Source organism: Lyngbya aestuarii BL J, from assembly GCF_000478195.2.
Lineage (GTDB): Bacteria > Cyanobacteriota > Cyanobacteriia > Cyanobacteriales > Microcoleaceae > Capilliphycus > Capilliphycus aestuarii.
Genome location: NZ_AUZM01000006.1, coordinates 84120 through 103327 on the forward strand (window position 1 = coordinate 84120; position 19208 = coordinate 103327).

Below are 19208 nucleotides of genomic sequence, written 5' to 3' on the forward strand. Positions count from 1 at the left end.
AAGAATAAGACAATACCAATCAACTTTTCACCGATTCTAGTTCAGCCGATTCCAAATCTAACCACCAGTTCCTGATTCGATGCAGTGGGGGTTAGTCGGCGGGAATCTCAGTTTCCGTTATTGATTGCGGACAACTCGCTGACCTAGAACCCTCGTTCCTCTGATATCGGTCTGATTCTCCTCAATCCTGTCGAGGGAAATCAAGACTGAGGTTTAAGCAGTCAAATTCCGAGCCACTTCATCCCCCGTCTAAATACCCCTGACTCACTTTTTGTGGGTTGGGGATAGTCGAGGATGAGGATAAAATCTCTGTTTTATATTCCTATATTCCTTTAATTTTCGAGAATACTTTTCAAAAGATGACTGTTACCTCCTCTCCTCCTCCCCAGCTTTCCCTTTCCTCTGAACCCAAAATCCTTTCTTCCTCTCCCCATCATTTTTTCAACCGTTGGCGTCCGTCTCCAGAGTCTCTTGTCTTCATTTCCGCCTTACTCATTGGTGGGGGTTCAGGACTTTTAATGGTCTTGTTTCATACCCTCATTAACCTCTTTTATCACCTCAGCTTTGAGGGATTAATGAGCCAGATTTACACCTGGGGAGCATGGACACTCGCCTTAATTCCCCTGGTGGGGGGTTTAATTATTGGGGTAATGCGTTGGCTTTTTCCCAAAATTTTAGGACAGGATTTTTCGACTTTATTAACAAACGCTAGAGTCCAAAATATCACCCCATTACGACCCCTAATTAAAATGTTAGCGGCGGCTATTTCATTAGGAACAGGCGCTTCATTAGGGCCAGAAAGTCCCAGTGTTGAAATTGGTTCTCACGTTGGGATTTTATACGCTCAATTTTTTCAAGTTTCCCAAGAACGTTATCGTTTACTATTAGGGGCGGGAGCAGCAGCAGGACTTGCAGCGGGTTTTAATGCACCAATTGCAGGTGTGTTTTTTGCCTTAGAAGTCGTACTCGGAGCGACATTTTTCACGGCACCGGCAACCAGTTTAATTTTACTTTCTGCGGTTTTTTCTTCGATTATCTCTCGCATTTTTTTAGGAACTCATCCTGCTTTAGTCTTACCTGAATATCAAGTGATTAGTTCTTGGGAATGGATCTTTTATGTGGGTTTAGGTGTACTATCGAGCGGTGTCTCTTTAGCCTATACACAAGGGATTAAATGGGTAAGGGCTGGTTTTCAGGGAGAGATTCGCTATTTAAGTTTTTTCGGTAAAATTCCCGTCATTTTAAAACCCGCTATCGGTGGAATTTTAATTGGGATAATCGCCTTCAAACTTCCTCAAACGTTAGGAGTGAGTTACGAAACTCTAGAGATTATCTTACAGGGTGAAAATTTCCCGCTATTATTATTGGCTTTACTCTTGATTTTTAAATTAATTGCCACAACAATTAGTTTAGGGAGTGGTTTTGTGGGCGGTGTGTTTGCACCTGCAATGTTTTTAGGCGCTTGTTTAGGGGCGATTTATGGTCATGTTTTGGGGTTGATTCTACCATCGGATTTTGTGGAAATTGCGCCTCCTGCGGCTTATGCAATTGTCGGAATGGCAACCGTTCTCGCCAGTAGTGTCAGAGCGCCTTTAACGGCGATTTTATTGTTGTTTGAGATGACTCGTAACTACTTGATTCTTTTACCGTTAATGGTCGCCGTTGGGGTGAGTATTGTGATTATGGATTGTGTGAAAGCTAAAAGTTCTGTGGGGGGGTTAAATCTACAACAAATGGGGATGAATTTAGCCCAACAAAATGATCAAGAAATCTTACATAAAGTTCCCATTTCAACGCTAATGGATTTTTCTTATTTAGCATTATCTGACTCAACTTCCCTGATAGAAGCGGGTCAAAAAATGATTCAAGCTAAATGTCATACCGCCTTAGTAATCGAAGAAACAAAACTATTAGTGGGTGTGATCACTTTAGCCGATATTAAACGACATTTGATACAAATACAGTCTATGTTAAGTGAAAAAGCTCATTCTGAATACACTTTAACCGCAACAAACTTAAAGATTGGCGAGATTTGTACCTCAGAAATTCTCTACGTTTATCCAGATGATTCGGTCAGTGAAGCCTTTGAACAAATGAGAGTCCGAGGAATTTATTTGCTTCCGGTTGTTCATCCCGATAACCCTCGTAAAATTATCGGTGTTTTGGATAAAAACAAAATGAGTTTAGCCAGTGATTTAGTCTCAACTCAGACTGCATTGGTTCCCTATTCTACCGTACTCAATTAAGCAGAGGAGGGGAATAAATCACCCTTTTCCCCTCTCTTAAAATCCTAAATCATCCATCGCCGAAGCCGCAGCTTCAAACACTTCCTCATCGGGCATTTCTTCCCAAGCGGTATCACCAATTTCCCGATAAAATTGTTCATCGTAGGAACGAGTTTGAATCACCACAGGCATCGGTACCGCATGACCTAAGACTAACGCCTGTTGTTTGGAGTCTAATTTCGCTAAAACTGAACGTAAATTTTGACCTCCAGAAACGCCCGTAAAAATCGCATCAATATCTTTATCATCATTCAATAAAGCGGTAATTCGAGTCCCAATTTGTGACATCACTTCTGCATCAATTCCCGATGGTCTTTGGTCAACCACTAATAACGTTACAAAATATTTTCGCATCTCTCGCGCGATTGTACCAAAAATCGTTGAACGAACAATCGCTGAATCTAAAAAACGATGTGCTTCTTCAATCGTAATTACCAAAGGTGTTGGTCTATCAACGGGGTTTTTAGACGCCAGAAAACGGTCAGCTTTGCGAACATAGGACGCATGAATCCGGCGAGTAATCATATTCGTGACTAACATATAAGACAGCATATCCGACTGTGACCCAAACTCAACAATCACATTTTTTCCCGCATCTAATGACTGTAAAATTCGATCTACATAATTAAACGGAGAAGTCGGACGCATATATTTTAAATTCTCCATCCGCAACAGTTTTCGCTGAAGCGACATAATCGAACCTTTGTGACCTCGTTTTTCATCACAAAAAAGTTGAATTTCTTCATTGGTCATCGATAACAATTGAGAAATCCAAGACTTACCAAATTCACTTCTAAGAATATTTGCACTATCCAAACTCGCCTCAGATAGATTTAACTCTCGCTGAACTAAGCTAATATCTTCGACTTCAATTTGATCATAACTCAAATACAATTCTTGAGCATCCCGCACCCCTCGCCGTTTGGTTGATTCGGGGTCAAGGGTATAGACTTCAACTCGTTCGGGGAAAAGTTGACGTAAACCTTTAACGGTATTGAATTTTTTACCCTCAGAAACAGCTTCCCAACCATATTCGGAGTGCATATCAAAAATCAAATTAACAGCCGCTTGTTTTTTGATTATTCCTGATAATAATAGTCGAGTTAGAAAGGATTTACCCGTTCCTGATTTTCCAAAAATGCCGTTACTGCGTTCAACCATTCGATCTAAATCTACACAAACCGGAACGTTCATATCAATCGGTTGACCAATCGCAAAGTTACGGCGATGGGGGTCATCTTCCCAACCAAAAATCACTCTAAAATCCCGTTCACTGGCTTCATAAACCTGGGAAAAATGAGTCGGAATCGTTTTGACTGGAAGGAGTTGTATTTCGCTGTTGGTTTGAGTTTGAAAGGAAGCCAATGTCCCTCGACCATTATTTTGATTTTCCTGTTGTTTTTCGAGTTTGCGACGAATCGTTTCTTCTGACTGTATATCCGCCTGATTCAACATCAACATCGGGCTTAATTCTATGGTTCCATAGGTGCTATTTCCAGACAGAATTGCTTGCAGAAAATCATCACTAGGTTGAGGAGGATTGGCTAATATTCGCGCATTACTGGTTCCTAAAGAAACATCCGTCAGCAGACAGAAAAAATGTGATCGCACACCACGCACAACCAAAAATTTCCCGACTCTCATCTCTTCGACGGAGATATCTGCATGGAGTCGAACTTCTAATCCTTTGGTGAGGGAACCTTGAATAACGGAACCGAGCGGTTGTTCTGTGGTCATCGATTTAGATCTGTTGGGTGTTGGTGGCGAGTTACTCGGAATGAAGGGTAAAAGTTTTTATCCAAGCTAACCTCTATCTACTCTCTAATATTATGATATTTTCGTCAATCTTTTCACCGATAACCCGATCAATTTCGATAGATTTCTAGATTCCAACAAGCAAAACGCTTGCATGATTCTGGTTTAAAGTGAGAAATGACTTAAGAAGAAACTACTGTTAGAGGTTAAAATACTATAATGATGATTCATCACTTTTTATAGATATCTCCTCTTGTCCCAATTGTGTAAATTTCAATTTCAGCAGAATCAATATTGACTAGAAAGACGATTCTAATTTTACCAATACGCAGTCGATAAAATCCTTCCCAATTTCCCCTCATTTTTTTGATGTCAAGTTCTGTAAAAGGAATAATCCCCTGTTCGTCAACAAAAGTCAAGAGTTGATTGAGTTTTTCTGCAATTTTAGACGCATCTTCAAGATTTGCCTTTTCTAAAAATTTAATCGCGTTCTTACGAAATTTTATTGCCATGTTTCACCCAATCTGTCATATCAACTGATTCTTCATCTTCATAGTCAGACGGTGAACCAAACATTTCATCTAGTTCTTTTTGTTCTTTTTCACTGACGTAGGGAATCAAAGCCTGAGAAAGTAACAATCTTTCTTCTCGCAAAACTTCCCGCACACTCTCTTTAATTAAAGCTTTAAGTTCCTGAATTTCCATTAACGCTATCCTTCGGTGAAAACTGTATATACTTGAATATTGTATACATTATAAACTATATCATCTATTCGAGTCGTAGGGTGCATCAGACAATTAACTCTGTGATTCGATCATTAACTTCAAAATCTGATGCACCCTACTCATCTTGACAGGTGATGGTTTTGTTTGATAACGTTTTATAAAAAAACCTTAAGTTATGAGAAAAAAGCTTTAAGGGAGAAATTCACCAAGCAATTCTCTAGTATATAGAATAAAATATACAAAAATACAAATTACCTGCCATGTCTGCTGACAAAACCTTTGATTATCTTGCTATCAAGCCAATCTCTACGCCGATTGAACCAAAAAAACAAGGTGCAAAGCGTCACTGGGGTAGTCATCCCTATTTTACACGCAGAGCTTGGAATGTTGTGCAGGAGTATATTCGCACTTTTAGCCAGCTTGGTGATGTTGTATTAGATCCATTTGGTGGAACGGGGGTAACAGCAGTAGAAGCGTTGGTTCTCAAGCGTAAAGCAATTCACTGTGATATTAATCCGTTAGCAAATTTCATCTGTTCCCAAATTGCCGTTAGTCCAGTTGATATTAATGCGTTTCGGGCTGCTTTTGATGAAATAGAGAGAAATTGCAAAGAGGCAATTAATGAAGTCTATACTTTACCCGATGCCGAAGTTGAGAATCTAGAAATTGTATACTGGTATCCGCAAGGGATTCGCTTACCCCAAAATGCCGATGCGGAATATGTTGAGCAACTATTCACTCAGCGACAGCTATTTTCTCTTTCTCTCCTGTTGCATCACATTAAGCTAATCTCTGACTCTAGAATTAGAGATTTAATGAAATTTACTTTTTCGGCAACCCTTAATAAAACTAATCTCACCTTTAGCTCCACACGTGGAAGGTTAGCAAGCCGAGGAAATAGTGGAATTATGCACCGTTATCGCTATTGGATTCCGCCTAATACTCTCGATCTAAACGTATGGGAACAGTTTAGCCAGAAATTTAGAAATACTGTTAAATTTAAACTAGAAACTAACTTATTAATTGATCAATATCAAGAGCATAACCTATCTATTTTTAATCTTTCTGCAACCTCATTAACTAAAGATATTGAAAATGAATCTATAGACTATATTTACACCGATCCACCCTACGGTCAGCATATTGCTTATCTTGATCTTTCAACTATGTGGAATGCTTGGCTGGACTTGGAGGTTACTGATACTGCCAGACAATTTGAAGCAATTGAAGGTGGAGATTTAAAAAAAACAAAGCAGGAATATATTGATTTATTATCTTCTTCCATAAAAGAAATGTTCAAAGTTCTAAAGTTTGATCGCTGGTTAAGTATTGTATTTGCTCATAAAGATCCTGCTTATTGGGATGCTATCGTAAAATCTGCTCAAGAAGCTGGATTTGAATACGTTAATACTGCGGTTCAGCCTTCTAAAACTCCCTCACTACACAAGAGAAAAAATCCACTTACAGTCCTCTCTGGTGAACTGGTTCTCAATTTCCGTAAAGTTAGGAACCCCAAAACTATTGCTATTAGCAAAGTTGGTACAAATATAGTTAGTCTAATTAAAGAAGTAGCACAATTAACTATTGTAAAAAATGATGGTGCTAGTACGGAGGATATATATAATGCACTGATTCCTAAGCTTTTAGAAAATGGCTTATTAGGAGAGGTGAAAAAGCAGATTGAGGATATTACAGACATCCTCAGAGAAGAATTTATTTTTTCTGATCTCGATAACTTGTGGCGGATTAAACCCAATACTAAAATTGGCTGCTTCATTCCGTTAGAAGATCGAATTCGCTTCTACCTCATGGATTATTTAAATCGAATGGAGAGAGAATGGAAAAAAGCCACTTTTGATGATATTATTTTAAATGTGATGCCCAATCTCATCAATGGTCAAACTCCCCCCAATCAAACCATTCTAAATGTTTTGGAAAAGATCGCTTTCTCATCCGATGGGAAACACTGGCAATTAAGTCAAGAAGAAGGAATACAAATTGAACTTGATCTGGGTACTTTTGAGGTTAATAAGCTATTGCCAAGTCTTACTTTTCCTCAAGATCCAAATAAAATAGAACACGATGCTATTATTTACGCTTTAGCTAAGATTGGCTTGGCTGCGGGTTTACGAGTGCATATCGGCAAAAAAGAGCAAGGGACAAGTAGCTGGAATGGTGAAGCATTTAGTAATCTATCTTTATCAAAGTTGCCTATTCAAACACATCTTCAAAATTGGTCAAGAGGAAAAATTCAACAGATTGACTTAATTTGGTTTGATTCTTTACATGATCCTGTGTTTGCTTTTGAAGTGGAAACTAGCACGTCAATTACCACAGGAATTGACCGCTTTATGGAGTTGCTCAAGATCTTTCCTGATGTTGCTAAAAAGATTGTGTTAATTATTCCTCCTAAGCGATTAAGAAAAATGAATCAACTTCTTCAAGAGTCTCATTATATTGGACATCCCCTATACATGGAAAACAAGCTAGTTTATAGCTTCAGTGATAGCATTACTAAGATATATAAAACACTATCTACAAAAAAAATTCTTGACTTACAAGAAGTTTTAGCTGATATAAATAGCTTTCTAATTAGTCCAGGTGAATCAGACAATTAACCCAAAGATTAGATCATTAACTTGCAAATCTGATACATCCTACAGATCTAAATCTGTCTCATCTAAAATAACTTGGTTGAGTTTTGCACCTTTTAAATTAACCCCTTTAAGATTAGCACCTTTTAAGCTAACTTGATAGAAGACTGCATGACTCAAATCTGCACCACATAAGTTCGCCCCTTCTAAATTAACTTTGGTCAATTCAGCTTGACTAAGATTCACATTTTCTAAATTAGCCTGAGTCAAATTAGCACGAGTTAAGTCAATTCCTCGCAAATCTGCATCTTTAAAATCAACGCCCTGTAAACTGGCTTGGGTAAAATCAGCGTTGCGTAAATCGGTATGACTCAAATTAGAATTATCCAAATTTGCCCGAGTAAAATCAGCTTTTCTCAGGTCTGAATTCTGGAGATTTACCTTTAATAAACTCGCTCCGGTTAAATCCGCTTGTCGCAAATCGATTCCTTCTAAATTGGCTTGATCTAGAGAAGTCCGTTTTAGGTTAGCATGAGTTAAGTCGGTGTTTTTTAAATTAACTCTTTTTAAGTTTGCACCACAAAAATTAACGCCCGATAGATTACTTTCACTCAAATCAACATCGCTGAGATTGACACCAGGAAGTGAAACATTTGCTGCAATTAAATAAGCACCACCTTGACGCAAATCAATCTCGGTTGATAGGCGAGTATTGGGGTCATAAATAGCTTTTTCAAGAATCGATTCATTTAAAAGTGCTTCTCGAAGATCAGCCCCACTTAAATTTGCACCAGCTAGATTTGCTCGACTGAGATTAACGCCAAATAAATTAGCTTTACAGAGATTAACACCGCGAAGATTTGCTCCTTTGAGATCTGCTCCACTCAAGTCAACTCCTGAGAGGTTAGCTTCTTGTAAAAAGACATCAGGAGCTAATAAATAAGCCCCGACAAGAACGGGATCAATTTCTGGAGGAAATAACGTGCGATTACTATAAACAGCACCTTTTAGAATAGCTGTAAATAATTGAGCGCCTCTCAAATCAGCATCACTGAGATTAGCACCTGTTAAATTCGCTTGATCTAAGTTAGCACCGACAAGATTAGCTTTTTTGAGATTAGCCTGAGTTAGATTCGCGCCAGTGAGTTCAACCCCAATTAAAGTTGCTTCCCGTAAGTTTGCATGAGAGAGATTAGCCCTTGTCAAATTGGCGAGATTGATAAAAGCTTCACATAAGAAAGCTTTACTGAGATTAACTTCTGTTAAATCAGCTTCAATTAAATCGGCATAAACTAACAAAGCTTCACTGAGATTAGCGCCTCTAAGATTTAATCCTCGAAAATTAGCCCCCCGAAGTTGCGCTCCGATTAAGTTTGCACCTTGGAGTTCTTTTTGTTGTAAGCCAAGCTGAGGTAGAAAGTCACCAACATTCATTCATCTGAGAGTAGAATTAAACTTGGGAAAAATAACTGCATTGAACTCATTAAAATCTCTATTTCCAGATAAAATTTAACTAAAAAAAACTACAATTGTCCCAGAAAATCATTAAGAGTTTTTAATTTTAAATTCAATCAATTTAGGTTTGAAAATAACAATCAGATCTTTGAATTGAATTAACAAACGACATGAAGATCGCAAATCTATTAATTTAAGGCATACTATACAAAAGAAGCTTTTCAATGTTCGTTTTCTCATCAACTGGTCACTCCCATACCCTCACCTATGAATCCGTCGAACTCAGACCACCCTGTTAAGAAGCCCCTATCTGCTGATGCTCAAATCTCTACACCCGATCAAATGAACCCCCTCAATACCCGAACTCCCGAAGCACTTTTGCGGTTAAAAGATGCGGCGATGGAAGCGGCTATTGATGCGATTGCTTTGCTGGAGAACGGTCGATATCTTTATCTGAACTCTCAGCATCTGCGGATGTTTGGCTATAACGATGTGCAGGAGTTGATCGGTCAACCTTGGCAAGTTCTCTACGAACCTGAAGAAGCCAACCGTTTGCAAAAGCAAGCCATCCCTATTGTAGAGTCTGTTGGGCATTGGCACGGAGAAGCGATCGCGAAACGCAAAGATGGCAGTACATTTGTCCAAGATGTTTCCTTAACTTATACCGAAGACCAAGTTTTGATCTGTGTTTGTCGCAACATCACCCAACGGAAACAAGCCGAACAACAGCAAGCGGATCTCCTCGAACAACTCCGCCGCAGCAATGCCATTTTACAAGCTCAACAAGAAGCCTCTTTAGAGGGATTTTTAATCATTGATCAAAATCGCCAAGTCATCTCCCATAACCAAAAATTTTGTCAACTTTGGCAGATTCCCCAAACCCTGATCAAACGGGGTAAAGACCCAGAGTTATTAAGATATGTTTTAGATCAATTGGCTTCGCCGAAAGAATTTATCGATAAAGTTGAGTATGTTTATCAACATCGAGAACTGATTATCGAGGACGAAATCCAGTTAAAAGATGGACGTATCTTTGAACGCTATTGTGCGCCGCTTCCCTCGCCATCAGGAGGCTATTATGGTCGGATTTGGTCATTTCGAGATATTAGCGATCGCATTGCGATGGAAGAACAATTACGAGTCTCTGATCAACGACTTTCTTTGTTGGTTCAGCAAACCCCTCTAGCTGTGATTGAATGGAATACTGAATTTCAAGTCACGGCTTGGAATCCGGCGGCGGAACACATTTTTGGCTACACTGCTTCAGAAGTGTTTGGAAAAAATCTCGAATTTTTGATTCCTGAATTTGAGCAAGCCCAAGTGAGCGATGTTGTTGCCGATCTACTCACCCAAAAAAATGGGAGTTATAGTATTAACCAAAATCAGACTAAAGACGGTCGTTTAATTACCTGTCAATGGTACAACACTCCACTGGTGACTGCGGAAGGGGAATTAGTGGGAGTCGTATCAATGGCAATCGATATTACTGAACAAAAGCGTATTCAAGTTGAATTACAACGTTCTCAGGCACAACTCCAAGCTATTTTAGATAATACACCTGTAGCGATTTATGTCAAAGATTTAGAAGGTCGTTATATTCTACTTAACCGTGCGATTGAAGACATTTTTCAGATCAAACAAGCGGACTGGATCGGTAAAACCGATTTAGAAGTGATGCCGCCGACAATTGCTGAATCAATTTTAGAGAATGATCTACAAGTGATTCTTAAAGGTCAATCTATTCATCTCGAAGAAACTGTTATTTCTCAGGGAGAGGAACGTCATTTTGTTGCCGTCAAGTTTCCCTTATTAAATGAAAATAATCAACCCTATGCTCTCTGTGGAATTTCGACAGATATCACTGATTTTAAACGAACTGAACAAGAACTCAAAACTCAAAAATCTTTTCTACAAAGCATTTGGGATAATATTAATTATGGTATCTTTGTTCTTGATGTGATTAACCAGGGTGAAGATTTTCGATTTGTCAGCTTCAATCCAGCTATCATTAAAACGTCTAATCAATCCCTAGAAAGCTTGGTTGGCAAAACGCTAAAGCAAGTCTTTCCCCAAGAGATGACTAAAGCTTTCATTCCTCGCTATGTAGAAGTTGTGCATTCGGGTGAGAGTATTTCCTTTGAAGAACAGTTCTCAAATGAGCATGATTTAAGTTGGTGGTTTATTACTCTTGCACCTTTAAAAAATGCTCAAGGTAAAGTCTATAAAATTATTGGGACTAGCGAAAATATTACCGAACGCAAACGCATTGAAGAAAAACTGAGAACGCAACAAAATCAAATTAAGTATTTACTCAATAATATTCCCCACATGGCTTGGCTGAAAAATAAAAACGGTCAATTTATTGCCGTGAATGAACCTTTGAGTCGGAGATGTGGTTTAACTCCAGAAAACATGATCGGTAAAACTGATTCTGAACTTTTAAATGCAGAATTTGCGCGGAAAGTGATTAGAGATAATCGGCAAGTTCTTGTCTCCAAACAACCTCAACGTATTGAGCAACGAATTATTGATGCTCAGGGTAAAGTAAGCTGGTTAGAAATTTATAAAACTCCCATTATCGGAGATAAAAATCAGGCAATCGGAACTGTGGGAATTGCGATTGAAATTACCGACCGTAAACAAACTGAACAATACTTTCGACAACAAGCTAGACGCGAAAAAATCCTCAATCAACTAACAACACAAATCCGAAAATCTCTAGAGTTTGAAACAATTTTACAGACAAGTTTAGCCAGTGTTAAAGACTGTTTAACAGTAGATCGTTGTGGGTTTTCTGTATATTATCCCCATGTCGAACAGCCTTACTGGGAAGTGATCCAAGACTCTCATAATGAAGATTTACCCGACTTTAAAGGACAAATTTTTTCTGCTGCTGTGATTGCTCCGATTACCGAACGAGCTTTAAACGCAGAAGTGATCAAAATTGTGGATGCTGATCTCGAAGAGAATCGCATTTTTAGACAAGCTTTGAGAGCGACTAAAACTAAATCGATGGTCAGTATTCCCCTGCAAAGATCATCGGGTCAAATTGGCTTACTCACCTGTAGTATACACCAGAACAAAGTTCGTAATTGGACAGATGAAGAAGTCAACTTACTGCAAGCTGTTGTCGAACAATTAGCCATTGCTTTTAAACAAGCCGAACTCTACGAACAAACCCGAACAAAAGCTCAAGAACTCGAACAAGCAATGCAAGAACTTCGCCGCACTCAGGCGCAGATGATTCAAAATGAAAAAATGTCTTCTTTAGGTCAAGTCGTTGCGGGTGTTGCTCACGAAATTAATAATCCAGCAAGTTTTATTTATGGGAACCTCACTCATACTCACGATTATGCTAATGATCTATTAAAACTGATTGAACTCTATCAAACTCACTACCCAAATCCGCCTTCAGAAATTGAAACAGAAATCGCCAAAGTAGACTTAGAGTTTATAATGGAAGACTTACCCAAACTGATCCATTCTATGCAAAATGGCGCAGAACGAATCAAAAAAATTGTTGAGTCATTGCGTACCTTTTCCCGTCTCGATGAAGCCGAATTAAAAACTATTGATCTGCACAAAGGGATCGAGAGTACCTTGATGATTGTCGAAAGTCGTTTGTACAAAAACTCAAACCATCCCGCCATTGAAGTCATTAAAGAATACGGTAATTTACCTCGAATAGAATGCTACGCCGGACAACTCAATCAAGTCTTTATTAATATCCTCAGCAACGCCATTGATGCCCTTGAAGACTCCCTAAAACAAATCAGAGAAAGCGGACAAACTTTCGAGAATCCTCAAATTAAAATTCGGACTGGACTCACACCCGATCATCAAGTGATGATTGCGATCGCCAATAACGGTTTAGAGATTCCCGCAGAGATTCAACAACACATCTTTGATCCCTTTTTCACCACCAAACCCGTTGGGAAAGGAACAGGTATGGGTTTATCCATTTGCTATCAGATTATCACCGAAAAACATGGCGGTTCGATTGAGTGTATTTCTCAACCCAAACAGGGAACAGAATTTATAATCCATATACCGATCCGTTAGGATTTAGAAAAACTGTAAATCGTTTGGGGTTCAAGCCGATCACAAACTGAGGATGGAAATTGAGTCAGAGGAAACGTTTTTCGCTGAAGTTGTACTTTTAAATTCGCTAACGGATCAACACCAGGAGAAACTAGAAATTCTAACTTTTTGAGTTCAGGCGAAGTAATAATTTGATCCAGAATTTTAGCGATCGCTTCTAGATAAGGATGATCCGCTTGTTCATACCAATCCCAACTCGCAGAATCCGGTTGATCTAAGCCTAAATGAAACGTCAAAGAGGTTCGATGAAACAAAGCCGTCGCCACAGGACGCTGTTCTTCTTGCAAGAGTAAATCGTGACTTCTGGCTAAATGAGTGAGTTTTTCTAAGCGATCAGAACGTTCATGGAGTCGAGCCGCAGATTGCAACACCGCAGGAGTCGCAGGCGTATCTGGAGTCAATTCTTCCTCCACCGACTCTATCTCTTTTTCATTCCATTGAATCGCCACCGTCACCAAATAAGTTTGAATCAACAAATGACCCAGTTTTTTGGCTTTGGTTGCCAGATAAACCGAATTATGATCCGTCGCTTCGATCAACAACGGTACCCGATCTACAATTTCAATTCCATAGCCTTTTAACCCAGCAATTTTACGAGGATTATTGGTAATCAACCGAATTTTTTTCACCCCAATATCATTGAGAATCTGCGCCCCCATGCCATAATTTCGCAAATCAGCCGGAAATCCTAAACGTTCATTTGCTTCTACCGTATCCAATCCCAAATCTTGTAAAGAATAGGCTTTTAACTTATTAATCAATCCAATTCCTCGGCCTTCCTGTCGCAGATAAACCACCACACCCGCCCCGGCTTGTTCGATCATTTTCAACGCACTTTGCAACTGCATCCGACAATCACAACGCAACGATCCAAACGCATCTCCAGTCAGACATTCCGAATGCACCCGCACCATCACAGGCTGATTGTGAAACTCTACCGGATCACCTTTAACAATCGCAACGTGTTCTGATTGATCAAGCGTATTCCGATAGGCATAAATCAAAAAATCACCAAACTGAGTTGGCAACTTGGCAACAGATTCGCGATGAATAAAGCGATCATGGGTGAGGCGATAACTAATCAGATCGGCAATGCTAATCAGTTTAAGATCATGAACCTGAGCATATTCAATTAACTCCGGTAAACGAGACATCGAACCATCTGGGTTTTGAATTTCACAAATCACTCCACTGGGATATAAACCCGCCAAACGAGCCAAATCAATAGCGGCTTCTGTATGACCTGCGCGTTTCAAAACACCCCCTTCTCGCGCTCTCAAGGGGAAAATATGGCCGGGTCGTCGTAAATCTTTAGAACCCGTTGTGGGATTAATAGCGACTTGGATCGTGCGGGCGCGATCTTCAGCAGAAATTCCGGTACTGACTCCCATCGCCGGAGACGCATCAATACTCACGGTAAAAGCGGTTTGGTTGCTGTCGGTGTTGTTAGCGACCATCAAGGGCAAATCCAGTTCATCGAGGCGATCGCCTGTGAGGGCCAGACAAATTAATCCTCGGGCATGAACGGCCATGAAGTTAATCATATCAGGAGTGGCAAACTGAGCCGCACCAATCAGATCGCCTTCATTTTCCCGATGTTCATCATCAACCACGACAATACAACGTCCAGCTTTGAGATCAGCAAGGGCATCTGCGATTGAGTCGAATTTAAACGGTTGAGTTGGATTGTTTGGAGAGGACACGGAGTCGTTCACACCTTTTCGGCTGTCTAATTTAGTTTCTTTTGATTGTAACGGTTTAACTCGATCAAGGCATCCTCAACAGAGCGATCGGTGACAAGTCTAGATTTGGTTTTCTGATGGCTTAAAATTAAAGTGTATCAATTGTGTTCAGTATCTACATCTACAGTACATCTGATTCATTCCCGTCGAGCTGACATTTATCCCTGTGTCTGTCCCTTCATCTGTGAGCCATGCCTGTTAATCCCTTGCGTCGTCTATTCGCTCCCAAATTTAGAATGCCTTTGCAATTGATCTTAATCGTACCTTTTGCGATTCAGATTGTGGTCGTTGTCGGGTTAACAGGGTATCTGGCTTACCGCAATGGCCAGAAAGCAGTACAGGATTTGGCGAGTCAGTTGATGGATGAACTCGGTAATCACGTTAACGAACGACTCGATAATTATCTGGAAGAACCGCTACTGATTACTCAGATTAATACCGATGCGGTTCGGATTGGACAACTGGCTTTGAAAAATTTGTCGGTGATGGAGAACCGTTTTCTCCTGCAAATGCAGCGCTTTGAGTCTGTCCAAGAAATTTATCTCGGTACCGCAGACGGAGACTATCTCGGTGTTTATCGGACTTCAGATCCAACACTCGCCAGTTTTGCTTCTCCGACCTACTATCAACGGTTGTTAAAGCAGCGCGATCCCTTACTGGAACCGATTTCTCCCCTCCAATCACTTGATGAGTTTGATCCTCGGACTCGACCTTGGTATAGTGCAGCAGTACAAGGCGGACAAGCCACCTGGAGTCCCATTTACCTCTTTGATCGCGGAGAATTTGGTATAACCGCCGCTCAACCGTTCTATGATCGCAGTGGTAATCTCCAGGGGGTGATGGCGGTTGATTTAGTGTTAACGGTGTTAAGTGATTTTCTACGTCGCCTGAAGTTAACGCCGTCGGGGGAGATTTTTATATTAGAACGTTCGGGCCAATTGGTGGCAAGTTCTACGAATGAACCGCTTTATCAGATTAATCCGAATAATGATCAAGAGTTTAGAATTCGAGGGGTACAAAGTCAAAATCCACTGACTCAAGCCACGATTAAGCATTTGATTGAATCGGTTGGGTCACTGCCTGAGATTAAGCAAGTCCAACAATTAGATTTTAAAGTTAATGGAAAACAACATTTTTTAGAAGTTTCGCCCTATTCTGATGGTTATGGGTTGGATTGGTTGATTGTGGTGGTCGTTCCTGAAGCTGATTTTATGGGGCAAATTAATGCCAACCGTCGCACGACAATTATTCTTTGTTTAGGTGCTTTAGCCTTAGCGATTGGGTTAGGTTTATTCACTTCTCGTTGGATTGCCAAACAAATTTTACAACTGGCGCGGGCGAGTCAGGCGATCGCGTTTGGACAGCTTGATCAAACGGTTCATGCCGCTCGGGTGAGTGAATTAGAGGTTTTAGCTGAGTCGTTTAATCAGATGGCGCGTCAGTTGAAAACGGCTTTTGTAGAGTTAGAAATTCGGGTTGAAGAACGCACGACTCAACTCAAAGATGTTAATCAATTATTGCGAGAAGAAATTTGGGAACGTAAGCAGATTGAACGAGCGTTGCGACTGTCGGAAAATAAATTTTCTAAAGCCTTTCATAGTAACCCAAATCCGAGCATTATGACTCGGTTAATTGATGGGTATATTCTAGAGTTTAATGAAAGTGCGCTTAGTTTTTTTGAATATAAATCGACTGAAGTTGATGATAAAAACTCATTAGAATTGAATATTTGGGCGAATTCAGCAGATCGCGATCGCGTTTTTGACTTACTGGATAAACAAGGTATTGTTCGGAGCTTTGAATGTGATTTTCGGACTAAATCCGGTAAAATTCGGATTGGATTATACTCAGCAGAACTGATTGATTTGAACGGACAAACTTGTGTATTGAGTATTTTACATGATATCACAGAACGCAAACAAAATGAACTGGCGTTGCAAAATCGCGCTCTGATTGATCATTCAATTAGTCGAATATTTCAGCAGTTTGTTGACCAAGATGTGACGACAGCGATTAATTTTGCTCTCGCAGAAATTGGTAAGCTAACCAATAGTGATCGCTGTTATGTGATTCAATACGCAGATCAAGATCGACAGTTTATTCAAATGACCCATGAGTGGTGTAATAAAAATGTGCCTTCTGTGATTCATAAAGTCCAAGAAATCTCTGTTCAACCCCTGAGTTGGAGTTATCAACAACTTCAAAATAATAATATTCTCCACATTCCTAATATCGAAGATTTACCCGAAGCAGCGAGTAATGAAAAACGAAATTGGAAATATGAAGGAACTCAATCTGTTTTAGCAATTCCGATGATTAGCGCCGGAGAAATTGTCGGTTCAGTGGGGTGTAGTATGGTTCGTTATGTCAAAGAGTGGACACAGGAAGAAATTAAGTTAATTCAACGAGTCGGTGAGATTATTCCGATTGGTTTAGAACGAGATATCGCCGAACAAGGACTCAAAGAAAGCCAAGAACGATTACAGGGGATTTTAGAAAATGCAGAAGATGCGATTATTTCGGTTGATGAAAATCAAAAAATTTTACTGTTTAATCATGGGGCTGAGAAAATTTTTGGCTATTCTCCAGCTGAAGCAATTGGTCAATCTTTAGAAAATTTGCTGCCGATGACTGCACGAAATGTTCATCATCAATATATGAGTGATTTCTCTCGTTTAGAGTGTCAATCTCGGAAAATGGGTGAACGTTCTAGAGAGGTTTATGGACGGCGAAAAACGGGCGAAGAATTTCCAGCAGAAGCTTCGATTTCTAAGTTAAAAATGCGTGATGGCTGGATTTTTACCGCTATTTTAAAAGATATTACTAAACGCAAACAAGCGGAAATGGTATTAGAACAAGCAAAGGATGCTGCTGAAGCGGCTAACCGGGCTAAGAGCGAATTTCTGGCGAATATGAGCCATGAATTACGAACACCTTTAAATGCGATTCTCGGCTTTTCTCAACTAATGAACCGTGATCCGTCTCTCACGTCTGAACAGCAAAATAGTCTGAATATTATTAATAGTAGTGGTGAACATTTACTCACCTTGATTAACAGTATTTTAGACCTCTCAAAAATTGAAGCCGGTCGGATGATATTAAATGAGAATAGCTTCGATCTTCATTATTTACTCGATACCTTAGAAAAGATGCTACATTTAAAGGTCGAGACTAAAGGTTTATCTCTACTGTTTGAACGGGATGAAAATGTTCCTCAATTTATTAAAACTGATGAAGGAAAACTCCGTCAAGTTTTGATAAATTTACTGGGAAATGCCATTAAATACACCGAGAAAGGCGGGGTATCTTTAAAGGTAAAAAAACAAAGTTATTCCCTGGATAAATCACCAGAAACAGTTAATATCGTCTTTGAAATAACTGATACCGGAACCGGAATTTCTTCTGAGGAAATTTCGACCATTTTTGATGCTTTTGTACAAACAACCACCGGACGAAAATCTCAACAGGGAACTGGTTTAGGATTACCGATTAGTCGTAAGTTTGTCCAAATGATGGGCGGAGATATCCAGGCTAAAAGTGAGTTAGGTGTCGGCACCCGTTTTGAATTTAATATTCGAGTCATTCCCACAGAATCCGGTGATATTATTGCTCAAAAAAATCCTCAAACCGCTATCGGATTAGAACCCGATCAACCCGAATATCGGATTTTAGTGGTCGATGATCAATGGCAAAATCGTCAACTTTTATTACAGCTTTTAATCTCAGTGGGCTTTCAGGTCAAAGAAGCTGAAAATGGTCAAGAAGCGATTAACCTCTGGAACAGTTGGAAACCTGATTTTATCTGGATGGATATGCGAATGCCGATTTTAGATGGATATGAAGCCACCCAACAAATTCGGGCTTCTTCTGAGGGAGATCAAGTGGTGATTGTTGCCTTAACAGCCAGTGCTTTTGAACAAGATCGAGGAGCCGTTTTAGAGGCGGGATGTGATGATTTTGTCGGGAAACCCTTTCGAGAAGAAATTATTTTTGAAAAGTTGGCTCACTATTTAGGGGTACGGTATATTTATCAACCAAAAATTCAATCTATGAATTTGAATTTGTCTTTGAATACAGAGCAAACCCTAGATAAAATTCAGCCAGCCCACTTACAAATAATGTCAGCCCAATGGCACCAACAAATGCAACAAGCGGCTTTAGTGGGTCGAGATCGACAAATGTTAGATTTAATTAAAGACATTCCAGAAACTCATGCTTCTGTCGCCAACGCCTTAACCCAGATGATCGAAAACTTTGAATTTGACCAGATTGTAGAGTTAATGACTCCCCAAAGCGATTCTCGAGAATCCTAAAAAAAAGAGCGGGTCATAGAGTAGAATAACAACACAGTTGAGAACAATGAAATTTGTGCGATCCCGAGCCAAAAATAGGAACACCAGAGTCATGATTTTTGGGGTGAACCACTTGGCTACACGATTATTCTCGAAAGGTCAGCCAATGATCCCACCACGATCCTTTCAACGGAGGAGAACCCTGAGTTAACCTAGAATTAGATCACGTAATCTGCTATCGGTTGAATCTTGTTTTCC

The 19208-nt window shown here is 39.8% G+C and carries 9 protein-coding genes; 4 read left to right on the top strand and 5 right to left on the bottom strand.

The window, feature by feature from the left end:
* Positions 1-359: 359 nt before the first annotated feature.
* Positions 360-2246, top strand: a complete 1887-nt coding sequence (locus M595_RS04385; RefSeq protein WP_040483556.1) for a chloride channel protein — start codon at positions 360-362, stop codon at positions 2244-2246.
* 36 nt (positions 2247-2282) lie between these two features.
* On the opposite strand, the gene M595_RS04390 is transcribed toward M595_RS04385, so the two are convergent.
* The 3 genes from M595_RS04390 to M595_RS04400 all read right to left on the bottom strand — a co-directional run bounded on the left by M595_RS04390 (position 2283) and on the right by M595_RS04400 (position 4745).
* A complete protein-coding gene (locus M595_RS04390) occupies positions 2283-4022 on the bottom strand; it encodes a helicase HerA domain-containing protein (protein WP_023064851.1) in 1740 nt (579 codons plus the stop codon).
* A gap of 248 nt (positions 4023-4270) precedes the next feature.
* Positions 4271-4552, bottom strand: coding sequence for a type II toxin-antitoxin system RelE family toxin (locus M595_RS04395; protein ID WP_023064815.1), 282 nt, complete (start codon positions 4550-4552; stop codon positions 4271-4273).
* Entirely contained in the window at positions 4533-4745 is a 213-nt protein-coding gene (locus tag M595_RS04400) for a hypothetical protein (protein WP_023064793.1), read from the bottom strand. Before M595_RS04400 ends, M595_RS04395 begins: the two co-directional genes overlap by 20 nt.
* 281 nt (positions 4746-5026) lie before the next feature.
* Here M595_RS04400 and M595_RS04405 point away from each other — a divergent pair, with 281 nt between their 5' ends.
* Positions 5027-7384, top strand: coding sequence for a DNA methyltransferase (locus tag M595_RS04405; RefSeq protein WP_023064854.1), 2358 nt, complete (start codon positions 5027-5029; stop codon positions 7382-7384).
* A gap of 39 nt (positions 7385-7423) precedes the next feature.
* Here the strand turns inward: M595_RS04405 and M595_RS04410 are convergent, their stop codons facing one another.
* Positions 7424-8794, bottom strand: a complete 1371-nt coding sequence (locus M595_RS04410) for a pentapeptide repeat-containing protein (protein WP_023064774.1) — start codon at positions 8792-8794, stop codon at positions 7424-7426.
* Between the two features lie 288 nt (positions 8795-9082).
* On the opposite strand from M595_RS04410, the gene M595_RS04415 reads away from it, so the two are divergent.
* Entirely contained in the window at positions 9083-12877 is a 3795-nt protein-coding gene (locus M595_RS04415; protein ID WP_023064798.1) for a PAS domain-containing sensor histidine kinase, read from the top strand.
* On the opposite strand, the gene ribBA is transcribed toward M595_RS04415, so the two are convergent.
* Positions 12874-14619, bottom strand: coding sequence for a bifunctional 3,4-dihydroxy-2-butanone-4-phosphate synthase/GTP cyclohydrolase II (gene ribBA, locus M595_RS04420; protein WP_023064880.1), 1746 nt, complete (start codon positions 14617-14619; stop codon positions 12874-12876). The genes M595_RS04415 and ribBA overlap by 4 nt on opposite strands.
* 230 nt (positions 14620-14849) lie before the next feature.
* Here ribBA and M595_RS04425 point away from each other — a divergent pair, with 230 nt between their 5' ends.
* Positions 14850-18971 carry a PAS domain S-box protein gene (locus tag M595_RS04425; protein ID WP_023064867.1) on the top strand — a complete coding sequence of 1374 codons (4122 nt, stop codon included), beginning with the start codon at positions 14850-14852 and terminating at the stop codon, positions 18969-18971.
* The last annotated feature ends 237 nt before the right edge of the window (positions 18972-19208 follow it).

Excerpts from the sequence above, each read along its gene's own strand:
- M595_RS04390 (WP_023064851.1), bottom strand. The coding sequence starts at position 4,022 with ATGACCACAGAACAACCGCTCGGTTCCGTTATTCAAGGTTCCCTCACC.
- M595_RS04385 (WP_040483556.1), top strand. The coding sequence starts at position 360 with ATGACTGTTACCTCCTCTCCTCCTCCCCAGCTTTCCCTTTCCTCTGAA.
- M595_RS04400 (WP_023064793.1), bottom strand. The coding sequence starts at position 4,745 with ATGGAAATTCAGGAACTTAAAGCTTTAATTAAAGAGAGTGTGCGGGAA.
- M595_RS04415 (WP_023064798.1), top strand. The coding sequence starts at position 9,083 with ATGAATCCGTCGAACTCAGACCACCCTGTTAAGAAGCCCCTATCTGCT.
- M595_RS04410 (WP_023064774.1), bottom strand. The coding sequence starts at position 8,794 with ATGAATGTTGGTGACTTTCTACCTCAGCTTGGCTTACAACAAAAAGAA.
- M595_RS04395 (WP_023064815.1), bottom strand. The coding sequence starts at position 4,552 with ATGGCAATAAAATTTCGTAAGAACGCGATTAAATTTTTAGAAAAGGCA.
- M595_RS04405 (WP_023064854.1), top strand. The coding sequence starts at position 5,027 with ATGTCTGCTGACAAAACCTTTGATTATCTTGCTATCAAGCCAATCTCT.
- M595_RS04425 (WP_023064867.1), top strand. The coding sequence starts at position 14,850 with ATGCCTGTTAATCCCTTGCGTCGTCTATTCGCTCCCAAATTTAGAATG.